General features: G+C 31.8%; 21 protein-coding genes. All 21 read left to right on the forward strand.

The genetic code is table 11. The features are described 5' to 3' along the window. The first annotated feature begins 91 nt into the window (after positions 1-91). The 21 genes from ACZ1AQ_RS11630 to ACZ1AQ_RS11730 all read left to right on the forward strand — a co-directional run bounded on the left by ACZ1AQ_RS11630 (position 92) and on the right by ACZ1AQ_RS11730 (position 22,820). Entirely contained in the window at positions 92-319 is a 228-nt protein-coding gene (locus ACZ1AQ_RS11630) for a four helix bundle protein (protein WP_489633056.1), read from the forward strand. A gap of 297 nt (positions 320-616) precedes the next feature. Further along, complete coding sequence (locus ACZ1AQ_RS11635; protein ID WP_489633057.1) at positions 617-1,096, forward strand: UpxY family transcription antiterminator; 480 nt, start codon at positions 617-619, stop codon at positions 1,094-1,096. Positions 1,097-1,356: 260 nt separating this feature from the next. After that, the gene (locus tag ACZ1AQ_RS11640) at positions 1,357-1,749 is read left to right on the forward strand and encodes a four helix bundle protein (RefSeq protein ID WP_489633058.1); all 393 of its coding nucleotides are present in this window, start codon (positions 1,357-1,359) and stop codon (positions 1,747-1,749) included. Between the two features lie 491 nt (positions 1,750-2,240). Continuing rightward, positions 2,241-4,655: an SLBB domain-containing protein gene (locus tag ACZ1AQ_RS11645; protein WP_489633059.1), complete on the forward strand. Its 2,415-nt coding sequence runs from the start codon at positions 2,241-2,243 to the stop codon at positions 4,653-4,655. Between the two features lie 543 nt (positions 4,656-5,198). Next, complete coding sequence (locus tag ACZ1AQ_RS11650) at positions 5,199-6,275, forward strand: Wzz/FepE/Etk N-terminal domain-containing protein (RefSeq protein ID WP_489633060.1); 1,077 nt, start codon at positions 5,199-5,201, stop codon at positions 6,273-6,275. A 464-nt stretch (positions 6,276-6,739) separates the two neighbouring features. Continuing rightward, the gene (locus ACZ1AQ_RS11655; RefSeq protein WP_489633061.1) at positions 6,740-8,032 is read left to right on the forward strand and encodes a nucleotide sugar dehydrogenase; all 1,293 of its coding nucleotides are present in this window, start codon (positions 6,740-6,742) and stop codon (positions 8,030-8,032) included. A 133-nt stretch (positions 8,033-8,165) separates the two neighbouring features. Continuing rightward, the gene (locus ACZ1AQ_RS11660; RefSeq protein ID WP_489633062.1) at positions 8,166-9,677 is read left to right on the forward strand and encodes a lipopolysaccharide biosynthesis protein; all 1,512 of its coding nucleotides are present in this window, start codon (positions 8,166-8,168) and stop codon (positions 9,675-9,677) included. Further along, positions 9,674-10,966, forward strand: a complete 1,293-nt coding sequence (locus ACZ1AQ_RS11665) for an O-antigen polymerase (protein WP_489633063.1) — start codon at positions 9,674-9,676, stop codon at positions 10,964-10,966. The genes ACZ1AQ_RS11660 and ACZ1AQ_RS11665 overlap by 4 nt, the downstream gene beginning before the upstream one ends. A 62-nt stretch (positions 10,967-11,028) precedes the next feature. Beyond that, positions 11,029-12,321 carry a glycosyltransferase family 2 protein gene (locus ACZ1AQ_RS11670; RefSeq protein ID WP_489633064.1) on the forward strand — a complete coding sequence of 431 codons (1,293 nt, stop codon included), beginning with the start codon at positions 11,029-11,031 and terminating at the stop codon, positions 12,319-12,321. Between the two features lie 17 nt (positions 12,322-12,338). Beyond that, positions 12,339-13,376 (forward strand): polysaccharide biosynthesis protein, encoded by a 1,038-nt coding sequence (locus ACZ1AQ_RS11675; protein ID WP_489633065.1) that lies wholly within the window; start codon positions 12,339-12,341, stop codon positions 13,374-13,376. Positions 13,377-13,388: 12 nt separating this feature from the next. Further along, the gene (locus tag ACZ1AQ_RS11680; RefSeq protein WP_489633066.1) at positions 13,389-14,258 is read left to right on the forward strand and encodes an SDR family oxidoreductase; all 870 of its coding nucleotides are present in this window, start codon (positions 13,389-13,391) and stop codon (positions 14,256-14,258) included. Beyond that, entirely contained in the window at positions 14,255-15,382 is a 1,128-nt protein-coding gene (wecB, locus tag ACZ1AQ_RS11685) for a non-hydrolyzing UDP-N-acetylglucosamine 2-epimerase (RefSeq protein ID WP_489633067.1), read from the forward strand. The genes ACZ1AQ_RS11680 and wecB overlap by 4 nt, the downstream gene beginning before the upstream one ends. Before the next feature lie 46 nt (positions 15,383-15,428). After that, entirely contained in the window at positions 15,429-16,637 is a 1,209-nt protein-coding gene (locus ACZ1AQ_RS11690) for a glycosyltransferase family 4 protein (protein ID WP_489633068.1), read from the forward strand. A 10-nt stretch (positions 16,638-16,647) separates the two neighbouring features. Then, positions 16,648-17,055 carry a sugar 3,4-ketoisomerase gene (locus ACZ1AQ_RS11695; protein ID WP_489633069.1) on the forward strand — a complete coding sequence of 136 codons (408 nt, stop codon included), beginning with the start codon at positions 16,648-16,650 and terminating at the stop codon, positions 17,053-17,055. Further along, a complete protein-coding gene (locus tag ACZ1AQ_RS11700) occupies positions 17,052-17,465 on the forward strand; it encodes a sugar 3,4-ketoisomerase (protein ID WP_489633070.1) in 414 nt (137 codons plus the stop codon). Before ACZ1AQ_RS11695 ends, ACZ1AQ_RS11700 begins: the two co-directional genes overlap by 4 nt. Further along, complete coding sequence (locus ACZ1AQ_RS11705) at positions 17,466-17,921, forward strand: acyltransferase (protein WP_489633071.1); 456 nt, start codon at positions 17,466-17,468, stop codon at positions 17,919-17,921. A 1-nt stretch (position 17,922) separates the two neighbouring features. Continuing rightward, a complete protein-coding gene (locus ACZ1AQ_RS11710; RefSeq protein WP_489633072.1) occupies positions 17,923-19,026 on the forward strand; it encodes a DegT/DnrJ/EryC1/StrS family aminotransferase in 1,104 nt (367 codons plus the stop codon). After that, entirely contained in the window at positions 19,026-20,270 is a 1,245-nt protein-coding gene (locus ACZ1AQ_RS11715) for a glycosyltransferase family 4 protein (protein ID WP_489633073.1), read from the forward strand. Before ACZ1AQ_RS11710 ends, ACZ1AQ_RS11715 begins: the two co-directional genes overlap by 1 nt. An 11-nt stretch (positions 20,271-20,281) precedes the next feature. Beyond that, positions 20,282-20,911 (forward strand): imidazole glycerol phosphate synthase subunit HisH, encoded by a 630-nt coding sequence (gene hisH / locus ACZ1AQ_RS11720; RefSeq protein ID WP_489633074.1) that lies wholly within the window; start codon positions 20,282-20,284, stop codon positions 20,909-20,911. A 2-nt stretch (positions 20,912-20,913) separates the two neighbouring features. Beyond that, the gene (locus ACZ1AQ_RS11725) at positions 20,914-21,675 is read left to right on the forward strand and encodes an AglZ/HisF2 family acetamidino modification protein (RefSeq protein WP_489633075.1); all 762 of its coding nucleotides are present in this window, start codon (positions 20,914-20,916) and stop codon (positions 21,673-21,675) included. Between the two features lie 17 nt (positions 21,676-21,692). Further along, a complete protein-coding gene (locus ACZ1AQ_RS11730; RefSeq protein ID WP_489633076.1) occupies positions 21,693-22,820 on the forward strand; it encodes an N-acetyl sugar amidotransferase in 1,128 nt (375 codons plus the stop codon). Positions 22,821-22,923 lie beyond the last annotated feature (103 nt).

Here is a 22,923-nt window from a genome sequence, read left to right on the forward strand (position 1 = left end):
GTTGTCGGTTATCTGTTATTCGTTATATGATTAGTTGTAGTTTAGAATGTAAGACTGTTTTATATTGATTTTAATTAACTATATTATATAAATGAAAAGTTACAAAGATTTAGAGATATACAAAAAAGGGTTGAATTTGTTTTTAGAAACGCATAAAATGTCTTTGAAGTTGCCTAAATATGAGTTGTACGAATTGGGAAGCCAGTTGAGAAGGTCTTCGGATTCAGTTATTACAAATATTGTAGAAGGTTTTGGTAGGAAAAGATATCAGGCAGATTTTATAAAATTTTTGGTATATTCTCACAGTAGTAATTTGTAAACAATCAACCATCTTGAGAAAATTTTAGTATTGTATCCTGAGCATTTTGAAATAGTTTCAAAACTAATCAAAGACTATGATGTGTTAGGAGCGCAGATCTATAAATTTCTATTATATGTAGAAAATAATTGGAATAAGTTTGAGTAAGGTCGCCAGTTATCAGTTTACGTGATAGATAACCGACAACCGATAACCGACAACCGATAACCGATAACCGATAACCGAAAACTGAGAACCGAAAACTGAGAACCGAAAACTGAGAACCGAAAACTGAGAACCGAAAACTGAAAACCGAAAATGAACTGGTACGTACTCTATACAAAGCCCAAATGGGAGAAGAAGGTGGCTGATAAGTTGAAGGAGATGGGAATTAAAGCCTATTGTCCTACTACTATTCGAGTACGGCAATGGAGTGATCGCAAGAAAAAAGTAGAAATGCCGTTGTTTTCTTCTTATGTTTTTGTTCAACTAGAAGAGAGGGAGCGGAATGCTGTTTTTGCTGTATCTGGGGTGATTCGCTATTTGTTTTGGTTAGGTAAGCCCGCCATCGTTAGAAACCAAGAGATACAGACTATTCAACAATGGCTTTTAGAACCTGATTCTTTTGAGGTTGAAGTCCGAACTTGGCAAGCTGGAGACCGGGTGGTGTTAGAGCAAGGGGTGTTTAAAGACCAACTGGCCGTAGTACAAGAGGTGAAAAGTTCCAGTTATGTGCTGGTTTTGGAAGCCTTGGGGTGTGTGTTGAGAGTGGATAAGAAGAAGAGGGGATTAGTTTAATCGTTTAATCGGTTAATTGTTTAATCGGTTAGAGGTAGTTCGTGGTAAAGTTAGACGCTTATGGAGTTTAATCGGTTAGAGGTAATTTGTGGTAAAGTTAGACGATTAACCAGTTAAACGATTAACCAGTTAAACGATTAACCAGTTAAACTTTAATCGGTTAGAGGTAATTTGTGGTAAAGTTAGACGATTAACCAGTTAACCTTTAATCGGTTAGAGGTAGTTAGTGGTAAAGATAGGCGATTAAAAACAACACTAGTATGAAGTATCAAATTTATTCGTTTGAGAAATTAGAAGTATATCAATTGGCTAGGCAGTTTAAAGTTGAAATAAAATTGTTGAGCCAAACATTTCCTAAGGAAGAGCGATTTGAATTGGTTAGTCAAATTAATAGATCATCTGCTAGTATTGCAGCAAATTTGGCAGAAGGTTCAGGTAGGTCTTCCAATTTAGATCAAGCTCATTTTACTAATATGTCATTTTCAACTGGCTTAGAAACTATTGATCACTTGAATACAGCATTAGATTTGCACTATATTGACGAGCAAAAATATACTGTTATGAGAATTAAATTAGATGCTATTTTAAATAAACTTAACGCGCTTTATAAGTATCAAGCTAATAATAAAGAAACGTTAAAGAAAAAGGTTTAATCGGTTAGAGGTAGTTAGGGGTAAAGGTATACGATTAATGGGATTAATCGGTTAATCGTTTAATCGGTTAGAGGTAGTTCGTGGTGAAGTTAGACGATTAATAGGTTTAAACGGTTAATTGTTTAATCGGTTAATCGGTTAGAGGTAGTTAGAGGTAAAGATAGACGCTTAATTAGATTAATCGGTTAGTGGTGGTTAGTTTCAAAGCTAGGCGGTTATTTAGTTAAACGATTAAGGAGTTAATCTTTGATTGTTGTTTTGTTAGGGGTAATTATTGGCAAATTTAGACGTTTATACAATTAAACGATTAACCAGTTAACCAGTTAATCATTTAAGCCATTAACCATCAAACCAATAAAAAAAGGCGAAATTTAAGTTTTATATAAGACTATAATTCTTATTTATTTATCTTAAATTCGCAAAAAATTTGAATAGGGAGTCTTTTATGGGACTCACAGTGGCGAAGCCGTGGAAAAAATATACTTTTTGTTATGAAGAAAATACTATTTGTTTTTGTTTTTGTTCTAGGTGCGTTTAATACTCCTTTCCTATTGGCACAGGATCTGTTAAAAAGTCAGGATTTGAGTACGTTGAAGGTAGATTATTTGACAGATGCCGATATCGCAAAAATTAAAGGACAATTGCAAGCTAATAATGTTACTATTGAGCAAGCAGAACCTATGGCTTTGGCTAAAGGAATGTCTGCTGCCGAGTTTGCCAAATTAAAAACACGATTAGCTGCGAATACCCCTGTAACTACTACACTTAAAAAAGAGGGGACGGATAAAAAAGTTGTTTTGCGTGAACAAGAGACTTATACCAACAAAAAAGTTAAGGATACATTGAACGCCTTAGTTTTTGGTTCGGAGTTGTTTGATAATCCTACTTTGAATTTTGAACCTGATTTGAAACTAGCGACTCCTGTGAATTATGTATTAGGTCCAGGGGATGAGTTGCAAGTAAGTGTTTATGGTATTCAGGAATTTAGCGCCAGTATACCCGTAAGTGTTGAAGGAAAAGTGAGCATACAATATGTAGGACAAATCGCGGTTTCGGGTTTGACAATAGAAGCTGCTACTCAAAAAATACGTGCTGCCATTGCAAGAGTATATAGTACTGTTGCTTCTGGTCAGTCGCAAGTTGGGGTGAGTTTGAGTCGTATACGTACCATTAAAGTAACGTTGATTGGCAGTAAACAACCTGGCAATTATTCGGTTTCTTCATTGGCTACTGTCTATAATGCCTTGTACTTAGGAGGTGGGCCTTCAAAAAATGGTAGTTATCGAAACATCGAATTGATTCGAAACAATAAAGTATATCGTACTATTGATATTTATCGATTTTTAGTAAATGGTAATCAATCGGATAATATAGGTTTAAAAGATAATGATGTGATTCGTATTCCTTCTTATACCAAAAGAGTCACGATTGAAGGCGAAGTGAAACGACCTGGCATTTTTGAATTGAAAGCAGGAGAATCCTTTAGTGATTTGTTGCGTTTTGCTTCAGGTTTTACGGATTTGGCCTATACCGCTTCGGTTAATGTTATACAAAAAACCAGTAAAGAGTTCAAGGTTAAAGATGTGAAAGCTAATGAGTTTGCTATTTATAAGCCTTTGGGAGGAGATGTTTTTAAAGTTACCAAAATTTTGAATCGTTTTGAGAATCGTATCAAAATTGAAGGAGCGGTGTTCAGACCTGATACCTATTCCTACTATAAAGGGATGCGTATAGCCGACTTAGTCACTCAGGCCGATGGTCTCAAAGAAGATGCTTACAAAAATCGCGCAAGAATTGTTCGCTTAAAATCAGACTTGACTACTGAAATTGTGAATGTAGATTTGGGTAAAGCCTTAGCTGGTGATGATTTGGCGAATCTTCCTTTACAAAAAGAGGATATTGTTACGGTGTATTCTATTTTAGATTTTAAAGAAGATTATACTATTTCTATTGAAGGTGAAGTAAAAAAACCGGGAACCTATGACTACTTTGATAAATTGTCACTAAATGATTTGATTGTACAAGCTGGCGGTCTTACAGGGGCGGCTTCTAAACGTGTAGAAATTGCCAGAATGATTAAATCGGAGTTGGAAGATGTTACTTATCCTAATCGTGTAGAGTTGTTTGATTTTGAAATCAGTACAGATTCTAACGAACAATTGAAAAATTTTCAATTGCGTCCTTTTGATGTGATTAATATCCGTAGAGTTGCAGTTTATGAAAAGCCACAGCAAGTTCTGGTTAAAGGGGCGGTGAATTATACTGGAAAATATGCTTTAGTGCAAAAGAAAGAAAAGATATACGATGTTATTCAAAGAGCAGGTGGATTGTCCTCTTTGGCAGATCCTAATGGGGTGAAGATTAAGCGTCCTATCCAAGCTAAACAGATTGAAGATTTAGCAAATATCAATTTGAATTTGGGTAAGAAAGACAGTATCCAAAATAAATTGGAGAATAAATTAAAGGAAGAGCTAAAATTTGCTACCATACCAGTAGATTGGAAAGCCATTCTTAAAAAACCAGCAAGTACTTCTAATGTTACCTTGTTGCCAGAGGATGAAATTGAAGTTTCTTTTTTAAGTGAAAGCGTTAAAGTGACTGGAAATGTATTGTTGACTTCGGAAATTCCTTATGAAAGAGGACGCGGTTTTGCTTATTATTTAAATGCTGTAGGGGGTACCGATGCTAAGGCTTGGAGAAAAAAAGCCTACGTGATTTACCCCAATGGGAAAGCGGCTGTTACTGGAAACTTTTTATGGTTTAGAACCTACCCAAAAGTTTTGCCTGGGTCTCAAATCGTAGTGCCTGAAAAGCCAGAAACCAAGAAAATGACTACAGGTGAATGGGTGAGTATAGGAAGTGTGATCAGTAGTTTAGCGTTGTTGATTGTCACAGCGTTTAAGTAAAGCTCAGTTATCTGTTATCGGTTGTCAGTTATGAGTTGTGTGATATGACTTTTGATGTGAGAAGTAACAAGAATAGTATATAAAGAATATTGAATACAAAAAATAAATAAATCGCGAAGCATTCCAGTTTTACTCCCCTCTTGAGAGGGCTGGGGGTGTGTTTTTAAAGTTCGCCTCTCGACTCCGATCGAGATGATAATGGAAAATAGAACATTGAGAGTAGAACATAGATCATAGACTTAGTTTTCGTTTTACCCCAGCACTAAAGGGAGCCGCAAACAAGACGCTCAGGGATGCAAAAGCCTCTCGACTCCGCTCGAAATGACAAAGGGAAATAGAACATAGAGTTTAGCACCTATAGGCAGTTTTCGTTTTACCCCAGTGCAAAAGGGAGCTGAAAACTGTCAACCGAAAACAGAAAACTGACATCAGAAAACGGACAACTGATAACCGATAACTGAAAACTGACAACCGACAACCGACAACCGAAAACAGATAACCGATAACTGAAAACAGGCAACCGAAAACCGATAAAACGGAATTATGGAAGAAAATATACATAACAACAACGACGAAATATCGTTAAAAGAATTACTTGAAAAAGGAAAAGAGTGGTACCACTATTTGCTTTCGCAATGGAAATTGATTGTATTAGCAGGTATAATAGGAGCAGTACTAGGACTAACGTATTCTTTTATTAAGAAACCCATCTATACCGCTACTTTATCTTTTGCCTTAGAAGATGAAAAAAGTGGTGGCGGTTTAGGTGGTGCTTTAGGTTTGGCTAGTTCTTTGGGATTTGATCTAGGCGGTGGTGGCGGTAGTATGTTTACTGGTTCCAATTTAACCGAGTTGTTCAAATCCAGAGCGATGGTGGAAAAAACTTTGTTGAGTACCGTACTCGATGCTGAAGGTAAGCCAATTACTTTAGCGGAACTCTACATCCAAAATAATGAATGGCGGGATAAATGGGAAGGTAAACCCAAATTAGAAAAGATACAGTTTTCACCCAACGTGAAACGAACCTATTTCACCCGTGTCCACGACAGTATTTTAGGAGAGATGTATGACGAACTTTCTAAAACTAGTTTATCTGTAGCGCAAAAGGACAAGAAGATTGCCATTATTAACATTGACGTGAATGATACCAATGAATTATTCGCTAAGCGGTTTTGCGAAAATTTAGCCCAAACGGTTTCAGATTTTTATGTGACCACAAAAAGCAAGAAAGCCAAAATGAACATGGATATTTTGATACGTCAAACCGATTCTATCCGTGGCGAGTTGAACAGTGCTATTACCGGAGTAGCTGTAGCCAATGACAATACGTTCAATTTGAATCCGGCATTAAATGTGCGCAGAGCCCCTTCTGCTCGTCGACAAGTAGATGTACAAGCCAATACGGCTATTCTCACAGAACTAGTTAAACAATCGGAATTAGCCAAAGTTACTTTGCGAAAAGAGACACCTTTAATTCAAGTTATTGATAGACCTATTTTGCCTTTGAAAAATGATAAGTTAGGTAAGTTAAAAGGGTTTGTATTAGGAGGACTACTTTCTGGGTTAATACTAATTCTCTGTTTGCTATTTAAAAAAATGTCAGATGAACTAAATAGGTAGTTAAATTTTGGGCGATGTTCGCAAATCGCAATACCGTATTTTGTGATTTAAAGGAGTTTAATATTTTAATATCATATAAAATGTTTTATTATTGTGTTTTGAATTTGTTGGCAATTATTTTTTTTATAGATAATTAAGGATTTAATTGTAATAATTGTTGCAAAGGATTTATTTATCATCCTTTTTCAAATGACATTTATATTTTATAATAGTTTTTATAAATTTTGTTCTATTTAAGAACATTTATTATTTCTGAATTTCTGTTTTATTTCAAACAACTTTTTTAATTATAATTATTTGAATTTTTGTTGAAAGTGTGAAGAAAGTCAATGACAAAGTAAATTTAATTTTAAATATATTGATTATTTTTTTTCAAGTTTTAATTAGCAAGCGGAATGGGATTAAAAAAAATAGACACAGTTTTACAAGAAGCTTTATTATAGATAAAATACAACTTTATTAAAATGAATACATCAGAGATTAGAATTGCCATAATAGGATTAGGTTATGTAGGATTACCACTTGCAATTGAGTTTGGAAAAAAATTTAAAGTTCTTGGCTTCGATATTGATAGATCTAGAATAGAACAGCTAAGAATAGGTAAGGATAGAACAAATGAAGCTGATTTTGTAGGGTTAAATTTTGCAGTTGATTTGGCAAAGACATCTGAAAAGCTCGGACTTACTTTTTCTTCATGTAGAGATGACTTAAAAGCTAGTAATATATTTATTGTTACAGTACCTACGCCAATTAACAAATATAAAGCACCAGATTTGAATCCATTGTTAATGGCATCAAAGATGTTAGGAGAGGTACTTAAAAAGGATGATATTGTAATTTACGAGTCAACAGTCTATCCTGGCTGTACTGAGGAAGATTGTGTCCCAGTTTTAGAAAAGTATTCAGGGTTAAAATACAATTACGATTTTTTTTGTGGATATTCTCCTGAGAGAATTAATCCAGGGGATAAAATAAATACTTTAACAAAGATAATGAAGGTTACTTCTGGTTCTACTCCTGAAATAGCAGATAAAGTAGATAAATTGTATGGAAGTATTATTTCGGCTGGAACTTATAGAGCTAAGAGTATAAAAGTTGCAGAAGCTTCAAAAGCCATTGAAAATGCTCAAAGAGATATAAATATTTCATTTGTAAATGAGTTAGCATTAATTTTTGATCGGATGGATATTGATACGAATGATGTTATTGATGCAGCAGCAACTAAATGGAATTTTTTGAAATATAAGCCTGGTTTAGTTGGAGGTCATTGTATTGGTGTTGACCCTTATTATCTATCACATAAAGCTGAAAGTTTAGGGTATCATCCTCAAGTTATTTTGTCAGGACGACGAGTGAATGATTATATGGGAGTATTTGTAGCAAATAAGTTAGTAAAACTACTTATTGCTAAAAATCAAACAATTAGTAAGACTCGAGTGCTTATTTTAGGAATTACATTTAAAGAAAATTGTTCTGATATTCGTAATTCTAAAGTTATCGATATTTATAATGAACTCATTCAGTTTGGTATGAATGTCGATGTGTATGATCCACATGCTGATAAAGTTGAAGTTGAAATTGATTATGGGATTCAGCTTTTGGATGATTTGACTACTAGGTATGATGCTATAGTTTTAGCGGTATCGCATAATGAATTTGCATTAATCGATTACAATGAACTTAAAAGTTCTAATAACAGCGTTATTTATGATACTAAATCATTTCTTGATAGAAGTTTAGTTGACGCTAGGTTATAATTTAACTTTAGATTCTAGATTATTTTATAAATTTTATTTGACTAGACTCTATTTTTTATTATGAAAATATAATGTATAAAAATCAAAAAGTAAAGAAATATAGATGCATAAGAATGCTCTAAACAGTAGTCGTTTGGCAAAAAATTCTATTCTTTTGTATGCAAGAATGATAATTGTTATGATTATTAATTTGTATACAGTAAGAATTGTTCTTAAAGCTCTTGGATCTGTCGATTATGGAATTAATGATGTCGTCGCAGGAGTAGTTACTATGTTGATTAGTATATCAAGTGTTTTTTCAACTGCTACTCAAAGATATTATTCAGCTACTATAGGCGAAGACAAGTTAGTCAGATTAAGAAATATTTTCTCAACAAGTGTTAATATTTATATAGTATTATCATTTGTTGTTGTATTTTTTGGAGAAACATTTGGTTTGTGGTTTATTAATCATTACCTAGTAATACCAGATGATAGGATTGTTGCTGCAAATTGGATTTATCAATTCTCAATTTTTTCATTTATTTTTACGTTTCTTCAAGTTCCTTATTCGGCAGCTGTTATTGCTCATGAGGATATGAGCATTTTTGCAATTATTAGTACTTCAGAGTGTTTGTTGAAATTCGGTGCTGCTTTAATAATTTTTGTAGTTCCAAAAGACAGACTTGTTGTTTATGGAGTTGGTCTTTTTTTTATTTCTTTTTTAGTTATGTTGACATACATACTATTGGGTTCCTTTAAATATGAGGAATGTCGATATAAGAAGCAAAAGGAGACTACTTTGTTAAAAGAATTAATAACTTTTTCCGGTTGGTCATTGTTTGGTTCTTTGGCAGGTATTGGGATGGCTCAGGTAACTACGATTTTAATTAATGTTTTTTTTGGACCATTGTTTAACGCTTCTAGAGCAATATCTTTTCAATTTAATTTTGCTTTGAGTTCAGTAACAGCTAGTTTTTTAATGGCACTTAGACCACAAATGATAAAATCATATTCAGAAGGTTCATTTTTGTATTTGAATAAAATTTTTAATTTGAGTAATAAAGTTATATATTATGGGCTATTGATAATTTCTCTTCCTCTTTTTTTTGAAATGAATTCTGTGTTATTTTTTTGGTTAAATAAAACAGATTATCAAACAGTATTATTTTCTAGGCTTATTTTAATTTACACATTGATAATGTCATTGAATAATCCTATTTCTATAATTATTCAAGCAATAGGTCGAGTTAAAGAATATCATATATTTGTGGAAATTTTTACTCTTTTGTGTGTACCTGTAACCTATTTATTGTATAAACTTGGTTTTCCTGCATATTCAACTTATGTAGTAATGATTGTCGCTGCAATTGCTTCACACGGTATAAGATTAATTTGTCTTATAAAGTTCTATTCAGATTTTAAGTACTCTGAATATTTTAGATCCTTTTTATTACCAGCTTTTTTTATTACTTTATTTTCCTCTATTTTTATTTTTTACCTATCAAAAAGTAATATCAATGTGTTATTCAGGTTGCCTACATCTATTATCTTATCTTTAACAAGTGTTATATCGTTGGTTTTGCTGTTTGGTTTATCTACCACCGAGAAAGAAGATATAAAAGAGCTATTGGTTTACTTTAAGAGTAAAATTTTTAAAAAATGACAATAGAAAAAACTTTAAGTAATATAAATATATTTCTTTTTATTTTAGGTTGGATTATTGCGATTATTTTATACCAGAAAAAGAAGAAATGTTTTGATGCTGGAAGTATACTTTTGTTTTCTTATTTATTTTATGCAATTATGTCTTTGTGCTTGTATAATAACCCTTATTACAAATTCAATAGTATAGAAATTTTCCCTTTTATTTATTTATTTTTGATGTTGATGTTGACTTTTTCTCCTATTTTGAGATATGATTATAATAAAATAAATAAAATTCAGAAACCGCCTGACATATATTTAAATTTGGTATGTATGGTTTTTATAATTGCATCACTAATACAGGTTCCAGATATTGTTTCTAATTTTGCTGTTAGTATTATTAGATTGTTACTTGATTCAGCAGGAGGTCAAGATTTATATAATGAAGCTATGGCTGAAAGCACCTCGCTTGGTGATGGTAGTATATCAAATTTTTCTTCAATTATTTCTAATGCATACGGAAACTTCGGTATTTTATTGTTTTTTTACTATTTGACTTTAAGTAGTCCTAATAAAATTATTCTGATTGGGCTATTTATATCTTGCGTAATAAGTATTTTAAGTAATATATCATTGGGGCAAAGAGGTCCAATTATTGAAATTATGCTTTCTATGGTTATTACTTATTTTGCTCTTCGAAAGTTTTATAATCCAAAAGTAAATAAGATAATAAGGAATATTGGAATTTTTTTGTTAATAGCAACATCTATTCCGATAATAGCATTAACAGTGAGTCGTTTCGGCGAAAGTGATGCTGGTTCTGAGTCATCTGTTTTTTTTTATGCTGGTCAGGAAAATCTTTATTTTAATAACTATGGTCTTGATAATGGAGGGATAAGATATGGGGATAGAACTTTTCCTCTTTTTAAAAAAATTTTAGGATTTGAAAATGTACCTGATAATTTTTGGGAAAGAAGATCTAAATACCCAAATTTACAAATTAATGACGAAGTTTTTATCGGATTTGTAGGTGATTTTACATTAGATTTTGGTCCAATTATCACACCTTTTATTTTTATATTTTTTGTAATATTTGCTTTGAATAAAACAATTGTTCGCAATAATGTGATTCTTTTTCACCAATTGATCCTTCTTCATTTTGTAATGAGTCTTTGTATGTTAGGAGGGATGAAATTATATCCTTTTTCTGATGTTGGAGGAAATTTACAGCTTATTGTTTATTTTTTTGTATTCCTTTTTTTCAGATTAGTGTATGCTTACAGTCTTAAAAGGCAAAGGAAAATATGATATATTTTTTTATGTCTAAAATGTTATATTAATCAATAATTAATAGTTTTTAAATTTTCATAATGAGCAATAGATATATAGATTATCCATTATTTACAGTTATAATACCCCAGAAAGATAGGGCTGAATATTTGATACATACGTTAAAAACTTGTATGATTCAAGATTATCCCAACTTTGAAATAATTGTATCAGATGATTGGAGTGAGGATAATTCTGTTGAGGTTGTTCGTGAACTGATGAAACAAGACTCTCGTATAAAGTTATTTGCTCACCAGCAACATCTAGGTATGCGAGAGAATTTTGAATTTGCGCTAAGACAAGTTAAAGACGGATATGTAATGGCCTTAGGAGGAGATGATGCACTTGTGCCCGGATGTATATGGCGTATGTATGAGATTTTATTGAGTACAAAAAGAGAATTGTTAACATGGACCCCAGCTGGATTTACTTATCCTGATCATGAGAATGGTAAAAATATATTCTATGTTAAAAGAAAAAAAAATACAGGAATAGAGTTTGTTAATTCAACAAATTTTCTGAATAAAATATCACGTACATTTTTATATCAAATTGATGAGTGTCCAATGTTATTTATGAAAGCGGTAGTTTCAACGGCATTGATAGATAGAGTAAAGTCTAGAACTAGCGATAATAGTTTTTATTATTGTGCTACTCCGGATGGGTTTTCTGGTGTTGTTTTAGCAGGAGAAGTTCAAGACTATGCTTTTACATCTGAACCACTATCCATAGGAGGAACTACGGTTAAGTCACAAGGAAGAAACTATCAACGAACTGACAAAAAATCAAAAGAAGAAGCACAACAATTCTTCAAGGATAATGTTCAAAAAAAAATGCATAAACAGTTGGCTTCTCAAGAATATTCACCGTTAGTTACTTTAATGACAGCAGATTATTTGCTAACCGCACAAGACTTACCTGGTTGGCCAGGTAAATTTGATCCGATTTCTTACGAAGAACTAATTCGTGCATCATTTAAATTAATTCAAGGTGGAACATTTGAAAAAGATGTTTTAGTTAGAGAATTAAAAATATTGAGAGAAATTGCCATACAGCATAATTTGTTAGACTTATTCAATAAGTTATTAAGTACTACGAAGCGAAAAGTCTATGTAAATAATGAAGTTTTTGGATTCGTGATTACCAATTCGATTAGATTTGAAGGAACAGAATTGGGAATTAAAAATATTTTTGACGCTTCCCTTGCGACTAATTTTGTTTACAATTTTTATAATAGATTTTCTTTTAAAACTATTCTTTCACTTGTTAAGAATACTAGACAAGTACTAATAAGAAGTAAGAAATACAGATTAGAAGATCTTCCCAAAATTTAAATTATTTAATTACAAATATGTCATTATTCACAAATAAAACCCTGTTAATTACAGGAGGGACGGGTTCGTTCGGAAATACAGTATTATCTCGTTTTCTTCACACTGATATTGGAGAGATTCGTATTTTTTCTCGTGATGAGAAAAAACAAGATGATATGAGGCATGAGTTTCAATCTAAAATGCCTGAAACTGCTCATAAGATAAAATATTACATTGGTGATGTTAGAGATTTGGCAAGTCTTAAAAATGCAATGCATGGTGTTGATTATATTTTTCATGCTGCTGCTTTGAAGCAAGTCCCATCCTGTGAGTTTTTTCCTTTGGAAGCCGTAAAAACTAATGTTATAGGTACAGACAATGTGCTTACAGCTGCTATTGAAGCAGAAGTAGAAACTGTAATTTGTTTATCAACTGACAAAGCAGCTTATCCAGTTAATTCTATGGGGACTTCTAAAGCAATGATGGAGAAGGTAATTGTGGCAAGGTCGCGAACTGTTAGCCCTGATAAAATTAAAATTTGTTGTACTAGATATGGCAATGTTATCGCTTCTCGGGGGTCAGTTATTCCTTTATGGATTGATCAAATCCTTAATAGTCAGCCTATTACATTGACGGAATCTTCAATGACTCGTTTTATTATGTCACTTGATGAAGCAATTGATCTTGTTCTTTTTGCTTTTGAAAATGGAACAACAGGGGATGTACTAGTGCAAAAAGCTCCTGCTTGTACAATTAGAGTTCTTGCAGAAGCTGTTTGTGAATTGTTTGATTATGATAAGAAGAATATTAAGACAATTGGGATTCGTCATGGTGAAAAGATGTATGAAACACTTTTAACCAATGAAGAATGTGCTCATGCTGTTGATATGGGTAATTTTTATAGAGTTCCATCTGATAATCGTGATCTTAATTATGCGAAGTATTTTGTTGACGGAGACACTGGAAGAAACTTATTGACAGAATTCAATAGTAACAATACTGAACTTTTAGATATTGAGCAGGTGAAAAGTAAATTGCTTTCAATTGATTATATAAGAGAAAGACTTAACAAATAGAAATAAATTGATATGAATTTTTTTATTTTAGGATGCAATGGTATGGCAGGCCATTTAATATCTTTATATTTAAAAGAACAAGGTCATTCAGTTCTTGGTTTTGCTAGAACAAAATCAAAGTATGTGGATAGTGTAGTAGGAGATGCTTTTGACACTGAATTACTAAAAAAGATTATTTTTGAAAATGAATTTGATGCTGTTGTTAACTGTCTTGGAATGCTAAATCAATTTGCAGAGAACGATAAGGCTTCTGCTTCTTTTATAAATTCTTATTTGCCTCATTTTTTAGCAAAAATAACTGCTAATTCAGAAACACAAATAATTCATATGAGTACAGACTGTGTTTTTTCTGGTAAGAAAGGTAGTTATACTGAAGATGCTTTTTGTGATGGTGAATCTTTTTATGATAGATCTAAAGCTTTAGGTGAACTTGTTGATTCAAAGAATCTTACGTTTAGAAATTCAATTGTAGGACCGGATATTAATTTAAAGGGCATTGGTCTTTTAAACTGGTTTATGAATCAAAATGATGAAGTTAATGGTTATACTAAGTCTATTTGGACAGGTCAAACAACACTTCAGTTGGCTAAAACTATTGAAAAAGCGGCTTTGGAAAAAGCATACGGACTTTATAATGCTGTGCCAGATCATTCTATTTCTAAATTTGAACTTTTAAATCTTTTCAATCGTTATTTTAAAGGTGATTCTTTAAAAATAAATCCTGTTGAAGGAATATTCGTGGACAAATCACTTATTCGTACAAATTATGAGTTTAACTTCTTAATTCCAGATTATGAAACTATGATTGCTGAACTAGCTGAATGGATTAAAAATCATAAAGATATGTATCAGCATTATAATATTTTTAATAAAATAATATGAAAAAACTAAAACTGATGACAATTGTAGGAACTAGACCTGAGATTATTAAAATGTCATCAATAATAAAAAAGAGTGATAAATATTTTGATCATATTTTAGTTCACACGGGGCAAAATTATGACTACTCATTAAATGAAGTTTTTTTTAAAGATTTAGGCTTAAATGAACCAGACCATTATCTCAATGTAGTTGGTGAGAATCTTGGGCAAACAATGGGGAATGTAATAGCGAAATCTTATGATTTAATGAATGAAATTAAGCCTGATGCTGTTATTGTTTTAGGAGATACTAATTCATGTTTGAGTGTGATTTCGGCTAAACGCCTTAAAATTCCAATCTTTCATATGGAAGCAGGAAATCGTTGCAAAGATGAGAATTTGCCGGAAGAAGTTATTCGTCGAATCGTAGACGTCACAAGCGATGTTAATTTGTGTTATTCTGAGCATGCCAGACGTTATATCCTTGAATCTGGTGTTAAACCTGAGTATACTCATGTGGTTGGTTCTCCTATGGCAGAAATACTTAACGACAGTATAAAGGAAATAAATAATAGTAATGTATTAGAAAATTTAGGACTGAAAGGTGGTAAATATATTTTGCTTTCTGCTCATAGAGAAGAAAATATAGATATTGAAAGTAATTTTAACTCCCTAATGAACTCTATTAATATAATGGCGGAGGAATATAAAATCCCAATACTTTATAGTTGTCACCCTCGTTCAAAAAAGAATATTGAAAGAACTGGTTTTAAATTTCACGACAATGTTATTTTGAATGAACCACTTGGTTTTTTTGATTATAATAAATTGCAGCAAAGTGCTTTTTGTGTAGTATCTGACAGTGGAACATTACCAGAAGAAAGTGCGTATTTTAACTTTCCTGCAGTTTCCATAAGAACATCAACTGAACGACCTGAAGCAATGGAAAAAGGAGTTTTTACAATAGGTTCGATAACAGCCGAACAGATTTTGCAGGCGGTTAATTTAGTTGTTGAAATGCATAAGAATGGAGAAATGGGTAGTGTTGTCCCAGCGTATGCAGACGAGAATGTTTCGACCAAAGTAATTAAAATTATCCAAAGTTATACGGGTATAATCAACAAGATGATTTGGAAAAAATCATAAAGTTCAATTTTTTCTATTCTTTTTCTAAAAAATATATAAATATAAGATGAAATTATTAATATTGACATCTGAGTATCCAAATCCAAATAGTACTTTCGACACTCCTGTTGTACATTACTATGTCAAGGAATGGGTTAAGCTAGGACATGATGTTAGGGTTGTTCATTTTAGATCCGTTTTTCCAAGTTTTTTTTACTTTTTTGCAAAAACCATGAAAACATTGCTAAAGAAAATCTTCCAAACTGATTTTGTTCCAGTTGAGCGATTGAATAAAAGGGTTGAATTTGTTCATGAAGGGATCAATGTTATTAGTCAACCAATTTTTAAAATATTTCCGCACTTTAAGTTTTTTAATAGTACTATCCGAAAGCAAGCCGAAATTATTTACTCAGATAATTTGGATAAAAATTTTCAACCAGACATCATTATTTCACATTTTTTTAATCCACAATTACCTTTAATTACAGAACTTAAAGAGTGTTATCCAAATGCTAAAACTTCATTAGTTTTGCATGAAAATCCTAAAGTAATTTCAGATTTATTTGGTTCGAGTTCAAAGAAGTTGTTAAATAATTTGGACTATATAGGGTTTCGCTTTAATGAGATGAGAAATATTTTTTTTAGTTTATTCGGTAAAGAATATTCTACTTTTATTTGTCCATCTGGAATTCCTGAAAATTATATTTTATCTGAAACACCAAAAGGCAAATTTACTAGAGAAAAGATCTCAATTTGTTTCGTAGGAATGTTGATACCTTTGAAAAATATTGATATTTTGCTCGAAGCTGTGAATTTGGCTTTTCCTGAACGGAATTTTACCCTTGAAATATTAGGTGAAGGAATGCTCAAGGAAAAAATTGCACAAAAAATTATTGAGCTCAAACTTGAAGGGTGTGTTACAATGCTTGGAAAATTGTCTAGAGACGAAGTGCAAAGAAAAATGATCAACAATGACGTTTTTGTTATGGTTAGCAAACCAGAAGCATTTGGTTTAGTCTATGTTGAAGCAATGAGTAAAGGATGTATTACCATTGGTACGATTGGGCAAGGAATAGATGGTGTTATAAAACATGGTAAAAATGGTTTTCTTTGTGAGGCAAGAAGTGTAGAAGCTTTAAAAAATATTTTTATAGCGATTAATCAGATGTCCTATGATGATAAAATGAATTTGGCAAGTAAAGCTATTGAAACAGCTTCTCTTTTAACTGACAGAAAAGTTGCCTCTGATTATTTAAAAAAAATAACTAATACTTAACTAGTCTATTATGCTTTTAGAGGACGTTAGAATCATTGAACTTCCTAAAATTGAGGACCAAAGAGGTAATCTATCTTTTTTAGAATCAAGTAATCATATTCCTTTTAAGATCAAAAGGACCTATTGGATATATGATGTGCCGGGAGGTCACAGTAGGGGTGGGCATGCTTTTTTGGAACAACATGAATTTATAGTTGCATTATCTGGTGGGTTTGATGTAGTTGTGGATGATGGAAAGCAAAAGAAAACTTTTACATTAAATAGATCATATTATGGTCTTTATATACCTTCAACATTATGGAGGGAAATGAATAATTTTTCAACTAATTCTCTGGCAATGGTTTCAAGCTCTACGTTTTTTTCTGACGAAGATTATATTAGAGATTATGACTTATTTTTAAAAACGAAGCAGTTATGAGAGAGAGTACCGTTTATGGATGCAGTTTAATTGAATTAAATAAAATACACAATAGAGCGGGTAATATTACTATAATAGAAGGAAATAAAAATATACCGTTTCCTATAGAACGGATATATTATTTATATGATGTACCAGGTAATGAAAGTAGAGGAGGTCATGGTCATAAAGAATTACATCAATTAATTGTTGCTGCTAGTGGAAGTTTTAGTATTACGCTGAATGATGGACACATTAAAAGGACTTTTTTTTTAAACAACCCTAATGTGGGTCTGTTAATTGTGCCTGGAATTTGGCGTGAATTGGATGATTTTTCGTCTGGCTCGGTATGTTTAGTTTTGGCTTCGCATGTATATGATGAATCTGATTATATTAGAGATTTTCAAGAATTTATAAAATATAAAAAATAAATGGTACATAAATTAGCAGAATGCTTTAGTGAACAAGTGCCTGAAAGTACAAATATTTGGCAGTATGTTGTTGTGCTCAAAAATGCAAAAATTGGCAATGATTGTAATATTTGTGCGCTTTGTTTTATAGAAAATGATGTTGTAATAGGAGATAACGTAACAGTAAAAAACGGCGTTTATTTGTGGGATGGCATAACGATTGAAGATAATGTTCAGATTGGACCAAATGTTACTTTTACTAATGATAAATATCCAAGAGCCAAAACACCATTTCAACTGCAAAGAACATTAATCAAGAGAAATGCCTCTATTGGCGCAGCGTCGACAATTTTAGGAGGTGTTACAATTGGCGAAAACGCAATGGTAGGTGCTGGTAGTTTGGTTACAAAAGATATTCCGGATAATGAGTTATGGTTTGGTACTCCAGCAAAATTTATAAGAAAACTTGAAAAATAATATGATCCCTTTTTTAAATCTAAAAAAACTAAACGATGAATTTTTAAATGAAATTCATGATGCTGTTAACAACGTAATTTCTTCCGGATGGTATCTTCAAGGAGAAGCAAATAAAAATTTTGAAAAAAATTATTCTAATTATATCGGGACAAAGTATACTATTGGTGTGGCAAATGGCTTAGATGCCTTAAGGCTTATTTTGCGAGCATATTTAGAATTAGGTTTAATGAATGAAGGTGATGAAGTAATAGTTCCAATAAATACATATATTGCATCTATATTAGCTATTACTGATAATAATTTAGTTCCAATATTTGTAGAGCCAGATCCTGAAACACTCCAAATTGATGATAATCGAATTGAAGAAGTCATTTCAGATAAAACAAAAGCCATTATGATTGTCCATCTTTATGGTAAATGCAGTTATACTAATAAAATTGGAAGCTTGTGCAAAAAGTACAATCTCAAACTGATAGAAGATAATGCGCAAGCTCATGGATGTTATTTTGGAAATGTAAAAACAGGTGCAATTGGTGATGCGGCGGGTCATAGTTTTTATCCTGGAAAAAACTTAGGAGCCTTGGGTGACGCTGGAGCTGTAACCACTAATGACGATAACTTAGCTAACACAATTAGAGCTTTGGCTAATTATGGTTCAAGTGAAAAATATGTGAGTAAATATAAGGGCTTGAATAGTAGATTAGATGAAATTCAGGCTGCGGTACTTGATGTAAAACTAAAATATCTTGACAGAGATATTGAAGCAAGAAAATCTGTCGCTCGAAGATATATGAGTGAAATAAACAATCCATTGGTTAGTATTCCAGCACTTTCTGATTGGAGCAGTCATGTTTTTCATTTATTTCCAATTTTTTCTAAAAACAGAGATGAGCTTCAACAGCATCTTAAATCTAACGAGGTACAAACATTAATTCACTACCCAATACCTCCTCATAAGCAACAATGTTACAAAGAGTACAATGAAATGTCATTTCCAATAACGGAACATATCCATAATGAAGAATTAAGTTTGCCAATAAGTCCAGTTATGACAGAAGATGAAATTACAAGCGTTATCACAGCAATTAATAATTGGAATCTATAGTGAAAAAAGTTTGGTTAATTAATCCTGCGGCAATGCCTCCTAAATATGAGGCTAGAATTCAAACTCTTAAACGCGCACAGTATTTACGTTCACATGGTTTTGATGTAATGATAATTAGTGGGAGTTTTCTTCATAATACTAATATAAATCTAATAGAAGACAATTCTTCTTATAAATTTTCAGAATATGAAGATGGGCAAAAGTTTGTTCATATTCGAACATCTAATTATAGCTCTAATGGATTAGCTAGAATCTATAGTATTTTAGAGTTTTATTTCAGGCTTTGGTGGCATGCTTCTAGTTTTGAAAAACCTGATTTTATTTCGCACATTGCAGCTGTTCCATTTGGAAATATCACTTTTTATGTAGCAAAAAAAATTAAAGCTAAATTTATTGTTGATGTAGTTGATTTGTGGCCAGAGTCTTTTGTTGCTTATGGATTAGTGTCTAAAAAAAATCCATTATTAAAATTTGCCTATTGGGCTGAATATTGGCTTTATAAAAAAGCTGATTTGCTCATTTTTTCAATGGAAGGTGGTAAAGATTATGTTAAAGAGAAAAAATGGGATTTAGATCAAGGCGGTAAGATAGATATTAATAAGGTATTCTATATTAATAACGGAGTAGATTTACAGGACTTTGACTTTAATAGAATAAACTATAAAATTTCAGATGAGGATTTAGAAAATGATCAGATTTTTAAAATTATTTATATTGGATCAATTCGACTCGCAAATAACGTCATGCAGTTAGTAGAAGCAGCTGAACATTTAAAAGATTTAACTGATATTAAATTTTTAATCTACGGAGATGGAGAGGATAGATCTACTTTAGAACAGTATTGCGAAAAAAAGCAATTAAAAAATATTGTTTTTAAACAAAAATGGGTAGAACTAAAATATGTACCCTATATACTTAGTAAAAGTTCCTTAAATATTCTTAATTACAAACCTAGTTCAATTCTTCGATATGGTGGTAGTCAAAGTAAATCATTTCAATATATGGCAAGTGGGAAACCTATTTGTGCAAACGTTAAAATGAATTATTGTCCAATTGAAAAATTTAATATTGGGATAGCTGAAGAATTTAAAGATTCTAAAGCATATGCAGACGCAATCTTGTCTTTCTATTTAATGGATCAGGATAAATATAATGCTATTTGTGCTAATGCAAGGAACGCCTCCGAAAATTACGATTACAAGTTGTTGACTGCGCGTTATGTTGAATTGATAAATCGAATTTAGTATACAATACAATGGAAAATAGAAATCAAAAAGTTGTTATTATTGATTATGGCATGGGAAATATTGGGTCCATTGATAATATGTTGAAATATTTAGGTGTCAAAGCTGTAATAAGCTCAGACGTTAATGTTATATCAAATGCCGATAAAATTATTTTGCCAGGGGTAGGGCATTTTGACCGAGCAATGACCAATATTAAAAATTTAGGATTGATGGATGTCTTGAAAGAAATGGCTATGGTTAAGAAAAAGCCATTTTTAGGGATATGCTTAGGTATGCAAATTATGTGTGAATCTAGTGATGAAGGTGTATTGCCTGGTCTGTCATTTGTTGAGGCAGAAGTTAAAAAATTCGATTTTGGTTTAGATTCGAAACTGAAAGTTCCCCATATGGGATGGAATAAAATACATATTAATAAACCATCAAATATTTTAGATGGGTTAGATGATGACTCAAGGTTTTACTTTGTTCATTCCTATTTTGTAAAATGTCAGAATGAAATGGATGTACTCACAAAAACCACATACGGATTTGATTTTGTTTCTTCGTTTGAAGTTGATAATCTTATAGGAGCACAATTTCACCCTGAAAAAAGTCATCGTTTCGGAGTTACTTTATTTAGAAACTTTTTAGAGAAATAGTAATGTTAAGGACAAGGATAATACCAATTTTGTTATTAAATGATGGGGGATTGGTTAAAACGGTAAAGTTTTCAAAAGATAAATACATCGGCGATCCGATTAATGCAGTTAAAATTTTTAATCAAAAAGAAGTTGATGAATTAGTCCTCTTAGATATTGGTGCAACAAGAAATGGGACAAGCCCTAATTTTTTAGAAATTAAGGAAATTGTTTCAGAGGCATTTATGCCTATCGGATACGGAGGTGGTATCTCAAAAATGGAACATATTGAACAACTATTTAATATTGGAGTAGAAAAAGTAGTTTTAAACTCCACTATTTTTACAGATAGGGGTTTAATTGAAGAGGCTATTAAAATATATGGAAGCCAAAGTATTGTTGCGTCTTTAGATGTAAAAAAAGATATATGGGGTAACTATAAAATTTATAGCAATAGTGGAAAGAAAAAGCAGAATTTAAGCCTAGATGCTTGTATTAAATTAATACAGGAAATAGGGTTTGGTGAATTAGTAATTAATAACATCGATAAAGACGGTACAATGTTGGGGTATGACTTAGAACTTATTGAAAAAGTTTCGAGTATGCTAAATATTCCTGTAGTTGCTGTTGGTGGAGCAGGTACAATATCTGACTTTGTTAAAGGTATAAAAGCTGGTGCCTCTGCTTTAGCAGCGGGTTCAATGTTCGTTTTTCAGGGAGTACATAAAGCTGTTCTAATTAGTTATATAACTACTGAACAACTTGAGCAAGAATTAAAAGAATAATCATATAATCAGAAAAAATGAATACAGTAAAAGTATGTAGCCGTTGCATAATGGATGAAACAGCGAAAGAAATAACTTTCGATAACAATGGAGTTTGTAATTTTTGCCATAATTATGATAATGTACTTGTTAATGATGTACATACTGATAAGGGAGGTGAAGAGAAGTTAGAAAAGTTAATTGAAAAAATAAAGCAAAAAGGTAAAAATTCTAGATATGATGTTTTAATTGGTTTGAGCGGTGGTGTAGATAGTTCTTACGTAGCTTATGTTATTAAAAAAAAATATGGTCTTAGAGCATTTGCTGTTCATCTAGATAATGGTTGGAATACTGAATTAGCAGTTGCTAATGTTGAACAGATTGTTAAACGGCTTGATATTGATCTTAGTACTTATGTTTTAGATTGGAAAGAATTTAGAGATATTCAGACTTCTTTTATAAAATCTTCGATTTCTAACATTGAAATCCCAACTGATCATGCTATATGGGCACTTTTAATTAAGACAGCTGCTAAAATGAAAATTCCATATATCATTGCAGGTAATAATGTTGTTACAGAATCGATTATGCCTGAATCATGGTTGTATGGTTCTAAAGATTCAAAATTAATAAAATCAATTCATCGCCAATTTGGAAAAGTTAAGATGAAAACATATCCAAGTTTGTCAACAATGGATTATGTTGATTATTTATTAGTTAGAGGAATTAGATGGGTGCCAATTTTAAATTATATACCTTATAACAAAGCAGAGGCAAAACAAACACTTATTGACGAGCTTGGATGGCAAGATTATGGAGGTAAGCATTATGAGTCTATATTTACCAGATTTTTTCATGCCTATTATTTGCCAGTTAAATTTGGTTATGATTTAAGAAAGTCATACTTGTCGGCTTTGGTTTGTTCTGGGCAAATATCAAGAGAAGAGGCTTTGGAGGAAATTAGTACGCCACCGGCTCCTAAAGAAATGTTAGAGCAGGATAGAGATTATGTAATTAAAAAATTAGGTCTAAGTGAAGATGAATTTGAATCGATTTTGAAAGCACCTAATAAAACATACGCAGATTATCCAAACAATGAAAGTGTATGGAAACGATTTAATAGCATTATTAGGATAGCGAGAAATTATATTATTAGAGTTGGTTAACTATCTATTTTTAATGAATTGGATTGTTTAGGCAAAAAAACTAGCGAGCAACCAATAAAATTAGAATTTAGAATAGAGGTTTGAAATTTTTTTAAAAAAAACT

This window comes from Flavobacterium sp. UM26 (assembly GCF_057922445.1).

Coding starts and splice junctions, on each gene's coding strand:
- ACZ1AQ_RS11630 (WP_489633056.1), top strand. CDS start 92: ATGAAAAGTTACAAAGATTTAGAGATATACAAAAAAGGGTTGAATTTG.
- ACZ1AQ_RS11635 (WP_489633057.1), top strand. CDS start 617: ATGAACTGGTACGTACTCTATACAAAGCCCAAATGGGAGAAGAAGGTG.
- ACZ1AQ_RS11640 (WP_489633058.1), top strand. CDS start 1,357: ATGAAGTATCAAATTTATTCGTTTGAGAAATTAGAAGTATATCAATTG.
- ACZ1AQ_RS11645 (WP_489633059.1), top strand. CDS start 2,241: ATGAAGAAAATACTATTTGTTTTTGTTTTTGTTCTAGGTGCGTTTAAT.
- ACZ1AQ_RS11650 (WP_489633060.1), top strand. CDS start 5,199: ATGGAAGAAAATATACATAACAACAACGACGAAATATCGTTAAAAGAA.
- ACZ1AQ_RS11655 (WP_489633061.1), top strand. CDS start 6,740: ATGAATACATCAGAGATTAGAATTGCCATAATAGGATTAGGTTATGTA.
- ACZ1AQ_RS11665 (WP_489633063.1), top strand. CDS start 9,674: ATGACAATAGAAAAAACTTTAAGTAATATAAATATATTTCTTTTTATT.
- ACZ1AQ_RS11670 (WP_489633064.1), top strand. CDS start 11,029: ATGAGCAATAGATATATAGATTATCCATTATTTACAGTTATAATACCC.
- ACZ1AQ_RS11675 (WP_489633065.1), top strand. CDS start 12,339: ATGTCATTATTCACAAATAAAACCCTGTTAATTACAGGAGGGACGGGT.
- ACZ1AQ_RS11680 (WP_489633066.1), top strand. CDS start 13,389: ATGAATTTTTTTATTTTAGGATGCAATGGTATGGCAGGCCATTTAATA.
- wecB (WP_489633067.1), top strand. CDS start 14,255: ATGAAAAAACTAAAACTGATGACAATTGTAGGAACTAGACCTGAGATT.
- ACZ1AQ_RS11690 (WP_489633068.1), top strand. CDS start 15,429: ATGAAATTATTAATATTGACATCTGAGTATCCAAATCCAAATAGTACT.
- ACZ1AQ_RS11695 (WP_489633069.1), top strand. CDS start 16,648: ATGCTTTTAGAGGACGTTAGAATCATTGAACTTCCTAAAATTGAGGAC.
- ACZ1AQ_RS11700 (WP_489633070.1), top strand. CDS start 17,052: ATGAGAGAGAGTACCGTTTATGGATGCAGTTTAATTGAATTAAATAAA.
- ACZ1AQ_RS11705 (WP_489633071.1), top strand. CDS start 17,466: ATGGTACATAAATTAGCAGAATGCTTTAGTGAACAAGTGCCTGAAAGT.
- ACZ1AQ_RS11710 (WP_489633072.1), top strand. CDS start 17,923: ATGATCCCTTTTTTAAATCTAAAAAAACTAAACGATGAATTTTTAAAT.
- hisH (WP_489633074.1), top strand. CDS start 20,282: ATGGAAAATAGAAATCAAAAAGTTGTTATTATTGATTATGGCATGGGA.
- ACZ1AQ_RS11725 (WP_489633075.1), top strand. CDS start 20,914: ATGTTAAGGACAAGGATAATACCAATTTTGTTATTAAATGATGGGGGA.
- ACZ1AQ_RS11730 (WP_489633076.1), top strand. CDS start 21,693: ATGAATACAGTAAAAGTATGTAGCCGTTGCATAATGGATGAAACAGCG.